We start from the raw sequence: 12259 nt of genomic DNA, 5'->3' as shown, positions 1-12259 counted from the left end.
CCCACGAAGGATACTTTTTTATTAGTACTTATTATTTTGCAACTTCTGTCCACTTGTAGTTAAATTCACCGCCAAAGTCAGTTGTTACAAGTCCTTTAATAAATCCGCGTTGTAAGTAAGAGCGACCTTGTTGGTATAAAGGAGCGACAGCGCCATCTTGTAATAAGATTTTTTCAGCTTGCTTCATTGCTTCCCAGCGACCTTTTTCATCACCAGCTAAATCAGTTTTTACTTTACGAATAAGCTCGTCGTACTCTTTGTTAGAGTATTTATCGAAGTTATAAGCACTATCTGTTGTGAATAGATCTAAGAATGTAATAGGATCCGCGAAGTCAGGGCCCCAGCCATCGATTCCGATTTCGTAATCACCACTTAATAGTAGTTTTAATTGTTGCTTACGTGGTTGAGGCTTTAAGTTCACTGTTAATCCATCTAGATTCTTTTCTAGTTCACCTTTTAAATATTCACCAGTCTTTTTAGCTAAAGCATTATCACTTGTTAATAGTTCAATTGTTACTTTGTCAGTACCAAGTTCTTGTTTCGCTTTTTTCCAGTTTTCTTTTGCAGATTTCACATCATCTTTGACTAGATTTCCGTTTTCTTTACGGAAGTCGTTGCCTTCTGGACTTTTTGCGAATTTCGCAGGAACCATTCCTTCAGCTGGGACAGCACCGTTATTTAAAATTGTTTCTACGTATGCTTTTTTATTCATTGCTCCGTTAATAGCGAGGCGTGCATGTTGATTTTTTAATGTTGCATTTTTTTGATTTAGTCGTAAGAATTGAATGCCGACTTCAGCGCGTTCCTTGAAGTTTGGATCACCCTTATATTTATCAACAAACTCCGCAGTTAAAGCAACACGATCAATTTGTCCTGAATCATATAAGTTAACTTCTGTAGACTTATCTTTAACGAAATTAAAGTTGATTTCTTCTAGTTTTACAGTTTTAGCATCCCAATAGTTAGGGTTCTTCTTCAATTGGAAGCTTTGTTCATGTTTCCAGTTATCTAACGTGAAAGCCCCGTTGTAAATTAAATGCTTTGTTTCTAAACCGTATTTATCACCTTGAGATTTTAAATACTCTTCATTAATTGGTAAGAATGTTGCAAATGTCGTTAAGCTTAAGTAGTAGGGAACAGGACGGTCTAGTTGTACTTCTAAAGTTTTGTCATCAAGAGCTTTGACGCCTAATTGATCAACCGGTAATTGTTTTTGATTTATTTGTTTCGCATTCTGTATGTCGAAGAATAAGAATGCATATTCAGCTGCTGTATCAGGATTTACGGCACGTTGCCAAGCGAAGACAAAGTCTTTTGCTGTAACAGGAGTACCATTTGACCATTTTGAATCACGAAGATGGAATGTATATTTTGTTTAATCGGGACTAACGTTAACCGACTCAGCAACACCAGGAATAGGTTTATTATCTTCTCCTATTGCATATAAGCCTTCAAAAACATTTCGCATTACATTCATGGATTCCCCATCTGTTGCTTTTGCGACATCCATTGTTGGAATTTCTGAAGCAAATGACAAGTTAATTGCCTGTTTATCAGGTGCTTTATCGTTTGCTTTCGCTCCGCTTGCATTATCTTTATTTCCCCCGCAAGCAGTTAGTAGTAGACTCGCCCCTAAAACTGATGCAACAACAGGTACAACTTTTTTTTCATTGTTCTTTCCTCCCTAAATGTGTTGTTCGTAACGTCATAATGTCCATGTCTTGAAGTGTAGCTATAGAAGAAGAGAAAACATATTATAAATATGTGTATATAGGTAATCAGGTGTTCTATATGTATATACATGTTGAACTATAATCTGTCGTTATATGTTTCAACTTAGTAGACATTACATTTTGGTGGTAAAATATTTCGTTTCTTTGATTATTTAGAATATTAACACTGGAAAGAACTATATGTCAATAATAAAAAACAGAGTATTAATTTCTTAAAATAATATATTAAGAAACAGATTTCCTTGTATCGGGGAATCTGTTTCTATTAATCTAATTTTCGATTTTTGCCCACTTGAAGTTTAACTGGCCTGCAAAGTCAACTTGCACAATTCCTTTTACATAAGAACGCTCTAGATAAGATTCTCCTTTTTGGTAAAGAGGAGCGATAACAGAGTCCTTAAATAATATTTTCTCTGATGCTAGTAACGCCTCCCAGCGAGCTTTTTCATCACCAGCCAAGGTAGTTTTAACTTTTTCAATTGTGTCATCAAACTCTTTATTAGAGTAATGATCTAAGTTGTAAGGGTTATTCGTCGTAAATAGTTCAAGGAATGTAATTGGATCAGCAAAGTCAGGGCTCCAACCGTCAATTCCAATTTCATATTCACCTTTTAATAATAATGAAACCTGCTGCTTACGTGGCTGAGGTTTTATATTAACTGTTAAGCCATCTAGGTTCTTTTCTAGTTGTTCTTTTAAAAATTCTCCTGTTTTCTTCTCAAGGTCACCGTCACTTGTTAATAGTTCTAATGTTATTTTTTCAGAACTAAGTTCTTGTTTTGCCTTTTTCCATAATTCCTTTGCGGATTTTGTATCTGTTTTCGTTAAGTCACCGTTCGCAGAGCGGAAGTCTGTTCCATCTGGCCCTTTCGCAAATTTTTTCGGAATGAGACTGTACGCTGGTGTAGAGCCATCATTCAATAGCGTATTTACAAAGGATTTTTGATCAATTGCTTTATCGATGGCTTGGCGTACAGATACGTTTTGCAGCACTTTGTTTTGTTGGTTCATACGTAAAAATTGTACGCCTACATTTGGACGTTCTTTAAAGTTCCCATCTTTTTTATACTTATCAACGAAATCAGATGTTAATTTTATACGGTCTAATTGTTTTGATTCAAATAAATTTACTTCCGTTGATTTCTCTTTTACAACGTTGAAATTGATTTCTTCGAGTTTGACATTATCTTTATCCCAATAGGTAGGGTTTTTCTTGAATTTAAAGCTTTGTTCATGCTTCCAATCGTTTAGTGTAAAAGCTCCGTTGTACAAGATTTTGTTATCTTCTAAAGCGTACTTATCACCTTGTGCTTTAAAAAATTCCTCGTTGATTGGTAGAAATGTTGGGAACGCCGTTAAGCTAATAAAGTATGGAACAGGACGCTCTAGTTCTACCTCAAACGTATGGTCATCAATTGCTTTTACACCAAGTTGATCGGCTGGAAGCTCTTTACTGTTAATTTTTTTAGCGTTTTTAATATCAAAGAATAAAAAAGCATATTCAGAGGCTGTTGCTGGATCAACAGCTCTTTGCCAAGCGAAGACAAAATCTTTCGCTGTTACAGGTGTGCCGTTCGACCATTTTGAATCTCGTAAATGGAATGTGTATTTCGTTTTATCGCTACTCACTTCATGAGACTTTGTGACACCAGGAACAGGTTTATTACCCTCGCCAAGATTGTATAAACCCTCAAATACGTTTCTCATTACTTGACCAGAATCAGTATCTGTAGCACGAGCCGTATCCATTGTTCGAATCTCAGTAGGTGAAGATAAGTTTAAAACTTGCTTACTAGGTGCCTCATCTTTTGCATTTGCTCCGCTCGCTTCGTTTTTATAACTACCGCAACCAGATAATAAAATACTTACTCCTACAACTGATGCAATACTGGGTACAAACTTCTTTTTCATTTGATTTTCCTCCTAAATAGTTAATAAGATTGGATGATGATGAGGGCAATGAAAAATAAAAAATCCCTCTTTTCGTATTGAGAAAGAGGGATTTTTACGTACAAGTTATGCACCCGTATATAAACGAAGTCCCTCATTCTATCTTTCAAGCATAAAGCTTGCAGGAAGTGGCACAGTATTCAAAATGAACCTGCTGCCGAGGTTTCAAAGGGCCAGTCCCTCCACCTCTCTTGATACAATGAGTAAACAAATGAATTTTATTAATTTTTGCGTTTATTTGATAATTCGAAATCTTACACCTTAGATAATGAAGTGTCAATCAAATGGGGTATAGTTTAAATTTTCAGTTTTATTAAAAATAAAAAAAACCACTGCATATGGCAGTGGTTTCCCTACTAGAAGTTAAAGTTATCTGGATCTGGACCAACGCGATGATTTTCATTTAAAGCTTGAATTGCTTTCATATCATCCGAGCTTAATTCAAAGTCGAAGATGTTTGCATTTTCAATAATGCGGTGTTCTTTAATAGACTTAGGGATTGTCACAACTTCATTTTGTAGATCCCAACGTAAAATAACTTGTGCAGTTGATTTATTATATTTTGTCGCAATTTCTTGTAATGTTGGATTATCCAGTAGTTGTCCTTGCATTAATGGTGACCAAGCCTCAAGCTGGATGTTATGTTCTTTACAGAAAGCATGTAATTCTTCTTGTGCTAAGCGAGGGTGGTATTCCACTTGGTTGACTATTGGCTTAATTTCAGCAATTTCAAATACGTCTTGTAAGTGGTGAATGTGGAAATTACTCACACCGATAGCACGAACACGACCATCTTTATAAAGCTGCTCTAAAGCTTTCCATGATTCAGTGTATTTTCCTTTTACAGGCCAATGTACTAAGTATAGATCTAAATATTCTAGACCTAATTTTTCTAATGTAGTTTCAAACGCTTGTAATGTTGACTCGTAACCTTGATCACTATTCCAAACCTTTGAAGTGATGAATAACTCTTCACGAGGAATACCAGATTCTTGAATTGCCTGTCCAACGCCTTCTTCGTTTTTATATATCGCAGCAGTATCGATACTACGGTATCCATTTTTTATAGCTGCTTTTACAGAATCAATTACTTCTGTACCATCTTCAACTTTAAAAACACCTAAGCCGAACCAAGGCATTTTCACGCCGTTATGTAATGTTGTATAGTCCTTTAAACTTGTTAAAGTCATATTAATTCCCCCTAGCTTTTTTATTGGTTGCTTCAACTGCTTGTTGAATGACTCCTAAAAAATTATTTTCATATAGAATTTTTAAGCCTTCAGCCGTTGAACCTCCTGGTGTTGTTACTTGTTCGCGGAGCATAGCTGGATCCTGATTTTGCTGGAGCATAGCGGCAGAGCCAGCAATCATTTGAATAACAAGGTGTTTTGCTGTTTCCTCATCAATACCATAGCTTTTCGTTGCTTCAATTAAACCTTCAGCAAAGTGATAGAGGAAAGCAGGTGCACTACCAGTAACTGCGGTAAGTTGGTGAACTTCCTCTTCGGTACAAGGTTGCGAGGTACCGATGCCTTTTAAAAGAAGTTGTAACGTTTCTTGATGTGTTTCATCTACAGAATGTCCCGTCGTATATAAGGAGATAGACTTGCCAATTCCAGCAGCTGTATTTGGCATAATCCAAGCAACAGGTATTCCTTGAGGGAGTCTTTCTTCTAGATAAGATGGTCCGATTCCAGCAGCAACTGTCACAACAAATTGATCAGTTAGAAGAGGAGAAAGCTCCGCTAATAGCTGTTCATGTGCGACAGGTGGCATTGCTAAAACAATTGTATCTACAGATTTAATATGTTGTTTCCAATCAGTTGTAACAGATATATCATATTGATTTTGTAATTGCTTCAATTTTTCTATGTTGCTTCGATTGGAAACAATAATTTCTTCGATGTATTCTTTACTTGTTGTAAGTAGTCCGGCAAATATAGCTTCTGCCATACGACCGGCACCAATAAATAAAATTCGATGTTTATTAGGCATATCCTTTATTCCTTTCTGATGAGAATATGTTATAAAAAACGATACCATTTTTAAGAGAATTTTGTAAAAAGAAAAGGCTTATCGTAAGTGGAATAGGTAAGGGGGGAGGTTTTGTGTATCGATGGCTTGCTAGAATGGAAGAGGAATTATAAAAAACAAGATCGTATAAATAATTATATTTAGAAAATAATTGTAATCAGAAAACCCCTGAAGCGCATATGCTTCAGGGGTTTGTTAATAGATTATAAGTTTATGCTTTTGTCATACCAAGCAATACAGCGCCGCCGATAATTAAAACACTACCTAGTGCAATAAAGATCAATTGACGTTTTGTTTTCTTTTCACCTAAGAAGACAATCGCACCGAATGTTGAGATAACGATTCCAGTTTGAGATAATGGGAAGCTTGTTGCTACTCCAACACGTGGTAATGAAAGAAGTAAGAATAAGTTTCCTGTTCCCCATAGTAAACCAGATAAAGCATTACGCATTGCATATTTGTTAAATGGTTTATGTTTAGATGTCAGTACAACTGCACCAACAAACATACCAACTGCCTGTGGTAAAATAGCAGACCAACCATCAATGTTATACCAACGAATAATAATTACATATACAAGATAACCGAAAGTAGAAACAATTAAAGTAAGAAGTCCCTTTTTCAATTGTCCTGGTGGCTGTGCATTTTCTTTATCATCTAGTGATGTGAATACAACACCAACTACGATTAATAGGATTGCAATCGTTCCCAGAACAATCGTTGTAGTAGTAGTCCACTCACGAAAAGCGATAACTCCAAAGATAGAAGTTGCAACAAGTTGCATACCAGTAGAAATAGTTACAGTAGTTGAAACACCTAGTTTTTCAACTGTTTTTAATTGGTTTACTTGTCCTAAAGCCCAGAATAAACCTGAAATAAAGCCAACAATCAAGACTGTCATTGTTAAAGTTGGTTGAGTAAATACATACATAATTGTTGCGAAGAATAGAGCACCGATTGTCATACCTACCGTTTGGCTATATGCACCACCGCCCATTTTTACGCTTACTAATAAGATGTTTCCCCATGCGATTGCAGGAAGAAGCGCTAATAAAATGTCCATTACAAGACTCCCTTCGGTTTTCTATACCAATATAATTACATATCGTTCTAACGATCGGTAATGCCCCACTAATAGAGTAGAAGATTACCGATCGCTAAAACAGGATGAAGAATTTACGATATAAATGCGTTTTCATTTCTTCATTTTTTGAAACACTTTCATATAATAACAGGAAATTACCTATTTTAGAAAGTGAATTCAAATAAAATGTATATTTAAATAAGAAATAAAATTCAGTCATTAATAAAATCATTTTATTTTTCGGGAAATAAAAAGCAACTTTTGTCGAAAGTTGCTTTAAGAAGTAGTGATTTTTCTATTAATGAGTTGAATACATAGTAAGAATAAAAGGGACATACTAATCGTTATGATTACAAGTGTCCAAGCTAGTTGCATATTACTTGCATCAATAGCCATATAAATCGCCGTTGGAATCGTCTGAGTTTTGCCAGGTATATTTCCTGCAAACATTAAAGTTGCACCAAATTCACCGAGTGCGCGAACAAAGCTTAAAATCATACCACTTAGTAACGCAGGAAATGCAAGCGGGAGTGTAACATGTAGAAAAACTTGATATTCACTTGCACCAAGATCGCGCGCGCCATCTTCAATTTGTACATTTGCGATAGAGAATCCTGTTTTTGCTGATTGGTACATGAGCGGAAATGCAACGACTGTAGAAGCAATGATAGCAGCAGTAGATGTAAACATAATGGACTGCTGAAATAATGATTCAATCCACTTTCCAATGGGACTGTTATTTCCGAAAATGATAATTAGAAAAAAGCCGATAACAGTTGGTGGAAGCACCATTGGTAATAAGAAAATAGTTTCTAATATTACTTTATATCGCCATGAGGAGCGTGCTAGCGCTCGCCCGATAATCGTTCCTAAAATTGTAACGATAATGGTGGCGCATGCAGCTACTCGTAAGGATAGAAAGACTGGTGACAAAATAGCATCAAAGTTCATAGCAATTATGATAGGACAGTAAATCCGTATTTCTTAAAGATAGATTGCGCATCTTTTGATTGTAAATACTCATAGAATGAAGTCGCCTCTTTCTTATGCTTTGATTCTTTTATTACGCCTAAAGGATAGTGGATTGGCTCATGAGAAGTAGCTGCTGCCGTCTCGCCAATTTTTACTTTGTCTGAAATGAGAGCATCTGTTTTGTATACAATACCAGCATCAACATTACCTGTTTCTACATATGTTAACACTTGGCGAACATCTTTTGTAAATACGATTTTATTTTGAACGTCATTCCAAAGATTTTCATGTGTGAGAGAAGCTTTTGCATATTTTCCTGCAGGTACAGATTCAGGTGTACCAAGTGCAATTTTCTTGATTTTTTCATCTTTTAAATCTTGAAATTTTGTAAGAGAACTATCTTTTGGAACGACTAGAACTAGTTCATTTCCAAGAAGATTTTTCCCTTCTTTTTCATTAATGAATCCTTTTTTAACAAGAGTTTGGAATTTATCCTCTGCTGCAGAGAAGAATAAATCAGCAGGTGCACCTTGTTCAATTTGTTGTTGAAGTGCACCAGAAGCACCGAAGTTAAAAGAAAGTTTAATGTTAGGCTCTTTCTCTTTATATTGTTTTTCAATTTCTTTTAATGCATCTTGTAAGCTAGCAGCAGCTGATATAGTCAGTTCGACTGTTTTTCCCTCTTTAGCAGCTGACTTTTCTTTCTTTTCCCCGCTTGTACAAGCAGCACTAAATATAAGAAGGAAAGAAAGTATAAGTGCCCCGATGGATCGTAATGTGAATTTGTTCATAAAAAAATCCCCTTTCGTTTTGACATATTCAATTATAACTAAATATAACTAAATATAACTAAATATAACTAAATATAACTAGTTATAATTGAATATAATTTGAACGATATAGTTGTTTTTAAAAACTAGGAGAAATATTCTTTTCTTTGTTACAATGAAGGGAGAAAGTGAGGAATCGTCTATGGATCATCATTCCTACACAACGGAAGAAGTAGCAAAGCGATTAAAAGTATCAAAATTAACTGTATACGACTTAATTAAAAAAGGAGAACTTCCTTCTTATAGGGTTGGTAGACAAATGCGCATTGATGCAGCTGATTTAGAACAATATATAAAGCAAATGAAAACAGGTAAGACGCAATTTACTCCTGTAAGGAAGGCCGAAATTAGTAGTTCGAATACACGCATCATTAGTGGTCAAGAACTAACGTTAGATATGTTGGCAAAACATATAGAAAATCGTTTACCAAACTCTAATATATTAAGAGCATATCAAGGTAGTTTAACGAGTTTGGTAAAGATGTACCAAGGAGAAGGAAGCGTCGTTAGTTTGCATTTATTTGATGGCGAAACAGGTACATATAATGTTCCTTACGTAAAACGTATTTTAGTTGGACAACCATATATTATGATTAATTTATTAGCAAGAAATGTTGGGTTTTATGTGCAAAAAGGGAATCCACAAAATATAAAAACATGGGCTGATTTAGCTCATTCATCTATACGATTTGTAAATCGAGAAAAAGGTTCTGGTATTAGGGTGTTAGTGGATGAGCAATTGCGAATTCAAAAATTAAATAAAGAAGATATTAGCGGGTATGAATGGGAAGAATCGAATCACCTTGGTGTTGCTTCGCAAGTCGCGAATGGAAAAGCTGATGTTGGGGTAGGATCAGAAAAGTTTTCCCAAATTGTAAATGTAGACTTTATTCCGATAATGAAAGAACAGTATGATTTAGTACTTCTGAAGAATAAAGAAAATGAGGAACTTATTGAGGTTATAAAAGGAATTTTGCAATCTGAAGAGTTTCACAATGAATTAAAAGCAATTAGTGGATATGATATAAGCAAAACAGGCCAAATTATATATGAAACAAACTAAAAAGCTGCTTGTCTATAAGACGAGCAGCCTTTTCTATATAAAGGGGATTGGGGAAACAAATTGTTAAACGAGACTTTGAGCAAGTGCGTAAATGAAAGCTGTAAGAAGAGTCGCTCCACTTGCAAGTCCGATAAAATCTGATTTGTTGAAAGTACTATTGTTCATCATAATCTCTCCTTATTTGTTTAATGTAGTTGCAACTGCTTTTGCATCGACAAGTGCGGATAGCACCATGCCCATTGTATTTAAAAATTTGTTTGATTTCATTTTGTTCATCATACGTATCCGCTCCTTTTCGAATTGTTGTTGCCCTGCTTTCTGTCTTAATTATATGAAATATAGGTAGTTGTAACTATCGAATTAGCTTACGAGAGAATTACACTTTTGTAAGAAAAAAAGACATTCGTGTAAGAATGTCTTTTAAAGCATATTGATATGATGTTGTTCCTTAATTGTTTTTAAAAAGCTGTGCATCAAATTGCTCATGTAGCTATCTTTACGGCGAATGAAAACAGTTGAAATACTATCGTATTTCTCGGGAATTGGATGGCAGTGTACTTTACCTGCTGTAGAAAGGTGCTGCACCGCAGACTGGGGGACGAGTGTAATCCCAAGACCGAGCGCCACACTATTTAATATTGTTTCTAATATGTTAAATTCCATAATTCTTTTTGGTAGCAAACCTTCATCTTTAAGCCATCGTTCTAGCTTGGAACGGTACCCACATCCTTGATTAAAAACGAGTAGGGGTGTCGTAGTAAATTCTTCTATATGAAAAGCTTTATTTTGTGTAACAAGCATTAATTTTTCGGTACTAACATCGTATTGTTCAATTAGTGGATGTTTAATAGGACCTGATATAAAGGCACCATCTAATTGATGATCAAGTACTTCTCTAATAAGTTCTTCCGTTAGACCGGCTTGTAATGATAAATCGACATTTGGATAGCTTTTATAGTAAGAAGACAAGATGGTAGGTAATGTACTGACTGTTTCGACTGTACCAATTTTTAATATACCAGATGGTGTTTCACTATCTAAAAATACTTGTTTTAGCTCTTCGACATCTTGCAAAATTTTATTAACATAAACGAGCATTTTTCTGCCTTCAGCTGTTAAAGTCATACCTCGCTTATGACGGTAAAAGAGCGGGGTTTTCAGCTCGTTTTCTAATTGTTTAATACGTGCGGTTACATTTGATTGTACGTAATTTAATTCCTTTGCTGCGTTACTTACACTACCGCGGTCGGCAACGCTTTGGAAGATTTGTAAGTCTCGTAATTCCATTTTATGTTCCTCCTTGATGTTAACTATCATTATAAATGATAGTTAACATCATTTTGAATCATTTTACGTGATATATTTTTTCTTTTACAATTCTCTTTGTGCAAATAGATAGAAGCGGGGGATTGTAGTGAGAAAAGGTCAAATGATAATAGGTGCTTTGGCATGTTTAATTGCAAGTATGTCATGGGGAGCGATGTTTCCAGTTGCTGATCATGCGCTAGAATACATAGATCCATTTTATTTTTCGTTTATTCGTTATGGGGCGGTAGCAATTGTACTGATTGTATTATTGCTAATGAAAGAAGGAAAGAAAGCATTTCGCTTAGAAGGAAGAGGGAAGTTACTCGTCTTTTTTGGAACAATGGCGTTTACTGTATATAATGTGTTAATTTTTTTAGGACAAATGTTAATGGGAAAATCAGGTGTAATGGTAGCTTCTATTATGGAGGCGCTTATGCCGATGATTTCAATTTGTATTTTATGGGGATATAAACATATAAAACCGAAGAAGTATATGATAACGAGCATGATTATCGCATTCGTAGGGGCTGTATTTGTTGTTACGAAAGGGGACATGAGTTTCTTTTTAACATTGAAAGATAATATGTTTTCACTAGCGTTTATATTTGTTGGTGTTGTAGGATGGGTTATTTATACGATGGGTGGTCAAACGTGTAGTGATTGGTCAACATTACGCTATTCAACATTAACTTGTGTGTTTGGGACAGCAGTTACAGGAATTATAACTGTAATCATTACGGCACTTGGATATGTATCAGTTCCAAGCTTGGGAACGATTTCTATTGTGAAATATGATTTGTTATTTATGATGACATTACCAGGTATCATAGCACTACTTGCTTGGAACTACGGTGTGAAAATTTTATCATCAATTAATGGTATTTTATTTATTAACTTTGTGCCAATTACTACTTTAGTTATTATGATGATGCAAGGATATAAAATAACGACATTTGATGTAGTAGGAACATTATTTGTTATTGCAGCGCTTATTCGTAATAATGTTTGTCAGAGAAAAGAAGAAAATATAAATAAACAAGTTTTACAAGAAGAGCAATTGCGTCAAGCTGTTTAATAGGCAACTGGAGGATTTTTACATGTTAGAAAGTTTATTGTTTTTCTTTGCCGTTGGAGTTGCCTGCGAACTTGCAGCAATTAATCGGAATGGTCGTAAGAAGATAGAACAGCAGGCTGAGCTGATAGAGCTTTTAAAAGAGTTACAGGAAAGAAAAATTTAAAAAGACGACCGGGCATAGACGGTCGTCTTCTTCTATATAAAGGGGAA

General features: G+C 35.2%; 11 protein-coding genes, 1 pseudogene and 1 riboswitch. Of the genes and pseudogenes, 3 read left to right on the top strand and 9 right to left on the bottom strand.

All coding sequences use genetic code 11. From position 1 onward, the window contains the following. Positions 1-31: 31 nt before the first annotated feature. The 7 genes and pseudogenes from MR071_RS14560 to modA all read right to left on the bottom strand — a co-directional run bounded on the left by MR071_RS14560 (position 32) and on the right by modA (position 8564). A pseudogene (locus tag MR071_RS14560) lies at positions 32-1543 on the bottom strand (peptide ABC transporter substrate-binding protein). A 460-nt stretch (positions 1544-2003) separates the two neighbouring features. Then, on the bottom strand, positions 2004-3644 hold the full coding sequence (locus tag MR071_RS14555) for a peptide ABC transporter substrate-binding protein (protein ID WP_242236562.1): 1641 nt from the start codon (positions 3642-3644) through the stop codon (positions 2004-2006). Between the two features lie 135 nt (positions 3645-3779). Next, positions 3780-3884, bottom strand: a riboswitch (SAM riboswitch). 155 nt (positions 3885-4039) lie between these two features. Next, the gene (locus tag MR071_RS14550; protein ID WP_105587175.1) at positions 4040-4873 is read right to left on the bottom strand and encodes an aldo/keto reductase; all 834 of its coding nucleotides are present in this window, start codon (positions 4871-4873) and stop codon (positions 4040-4042) included. A 1-nt stretch (position 4874) separates the two neighbouring features. Next, positions 4875-5678, bottom strand: a complete 804-nt coding sequence (gene proC, locus MR071_RS14545) for a pyrroline-5-carboxylate reductase (protein ID WP_242236560.1) — start codon at positions 5676-5678, stop codon at positions 4875-4877. A gap of 250 nt (positions 5679-5928) precedes the next feature. Further along, positions 5929-6780 carry a GRP family sugar transporter gene (locus tag MR071_RS14540; protein ID WP_002113377.1) on the bottom strand — a complete coding sequence of 284 codons (852 nt, stop codon included), beginning with the start codon at positions 6778-6780 and terminating at the stop codon, positions 5929-5931. A gap of 297 nt (positions 6781-7077) precedes the next feature. Next, the gene (gene modB / locus MR071_RS14535; protein ID WP_105587173.1) at positions 7078-7752 is read right to left on the bottom strand and encodes a molybdate ABC transporter permease subunit; all 675 of its coding nucleotides are present in this window, start codon (positions 7750-7752) and stop codon (positions 7078-7080) included. A gap of 5 nt (positions 7753-7757) precedes the next feature. Next, on the bottom strand, positions 7758-8564 hold the full coding sequence (gene modA / locus MR071_RS14530; protein ID WP_105587172.1) for a molybdate ABC transporter substrate-binding protein: 807 nt from the start codon (positions 8562-8564) through the stop codon (positions 7758-7760). 154 nt (positions 8565-8718) lie between these two features. Here modA and MR071_RS14525 point away from each other — a divergent pair, with 154 nt between their 5' ends. Continuing rightward, positions 8719-9666 carry a helix-turn-helix transcriptional regulator gene (locus MR071_RS14525; RefSeq protein WP_105587171.1) on the top strand — a complete coding sequence of 316 codons (948 nt, stop codon included), beginning with the start codon at positions 8719-8721 and terminating at the stop codon, positions 9664-9666. Positions 9667-9729: 63 nt separating this feature from the next. Here the strand turns inward: MR071_RS14525 and MR071_RS14520 are convergent, their stop codons facing one another. Both MR071_RS14520 and MR071_RS14515 read right to left on the bottom strand, forming a co-directional pair. Further along, entirely contained in the window at positions 9730-9831 is a 102-nt protein-coding gene (locus tag MR071_RS14520) for a DUF3948 family protein (protein WP_105587170.1), read from the bottom strand. A 255-nt stretch (positions 9832-10086) separates the two neighbouring features. Then, the gene (locus MR071_RS14515; RefSeq protein ID WP_105587168.1) at positions 10087-10953 is read right to left on the bottom strand and encodes a LysR family transcriptional regulator; all 867 of its coding nucleotides are present in this window, start codon (positions 10951-10953) and stop codon (positions 10087-10089) included. 127 nt (positions 10954-11080) lie between these two features. On the opposite strand from MR071_RS14515, the gene MR071_RS14510 reads away from it, so the two are divergent. Together MR071_RS14510 and MR071_RS14505 are read left to right on the top strand one after the other, a co-directional pair. Further along, a complete protein-coding gene (locus MR071_RS14510) occupies positions 11081-12049 on the top strand; it encodes a DMT family transporter (protein WP_242236558.1) in 969 nt (322 codons plus the stop codon). Positions 12050-12071: 22 nt separating this feature from the next. Then, a complete protein-coding gene (locus tag MR071_RS14505) occupies positions 12072-12212 on the top strand; it encodes a YrzO family protein (protein ID WP_105587166.1) in 141 nt (46 codons plus the stop codon). Positions 12213-12259 lie beyond the last annotated feature (47 nt).

The organism is Bacillus cereus group sp. BfR-BA-01316, from assembly GCF_022664195.1.
Classification (GTDB): Bacteria; Bacillota; Bacilli; order Bacillales; family Bacillaceae_G; genus Bacillus_A.
The sequence above is the reverse complement of the archived record's forward strand: the minus strand, read 5'-3'. Positions and strand labels throughout refer to the sequence as shown.

What these genes read in the sequence shown, in the direction of transcription:
- MR071_RS14555 (WP_242236562.1), bottom strand. Translation starts at nt 3,644, where the DNA reads ATGAAAAAGAAGTTTGTACCCAGTATTGCATCAGTTGTAGGAGTAAGT.
- MR071_RS14550 (WP_105587175.1), bottom strand. Translation starts at nt 4,873, where the DNA reads ATGACTTTAACAAGTTTAAAGGACTATACAACATTACATAACGGCGTG.
- proC (WP_242236560.1), bottom strand. Translation starts at nt 5,678, where the DNA reads ATGCCTAATAAACATCGAATTTTATTTATTGGTGCCGGTCGTATGGCA.
- MR071_RS14540 (WP_002113377.1), bottom strand. Translation starts at nt 6,780, where the DNA reads ATGGACATTTTATTAGCGCTTCTTCCTGCAATCGCATGGGGAAACATC.
- modB (WP_105587173.1), bottom strand. Translation starts at nt 7,752, where the DNA reads ATGAACTTTGATGCTATTTTGTCACCAGTCTTTCTATCCTTACGAGTA.
- modA (WP_105587172.1), bottom strand. Translation starts at nt 8,564, where the DNA reads ATGAACAAATTCACATTACGATCCATCGGGGCACTTATACTTTCTTTC.
- MR071_RS14525 (WP_105587171.1), top strand. Translation starts at nt 8,719, where the DNA reads ATGAAGGGAGAAAGTGAGGAATCGTCTATGGATCATCATTCCTACACA.
- MR071_RS14520 (WP_105587170.1), bottom strand. Translation starts at nt 9,831, where the DNA reads ATGAACAATAGTACTTTCAACAAATCAGATTTTATCGGACTTGCAAGT.
- MR071_RS14515 (WP_105587168.1), bottom strand. Translation starts at nt 10,953, where the DNA reads ATGGAATTACGAGACTTACAAATCTTCCAAAGCGTTGCCGACCGCGGT.
- MR071_RS14505 (WP_105587166.1), top strand. Translation starts at nt 12,072, where the DNA reads ATGTTAGAAAGTTTATTGTTTTTCTTTGCCGTTGGAGTTGCCTGCGAA.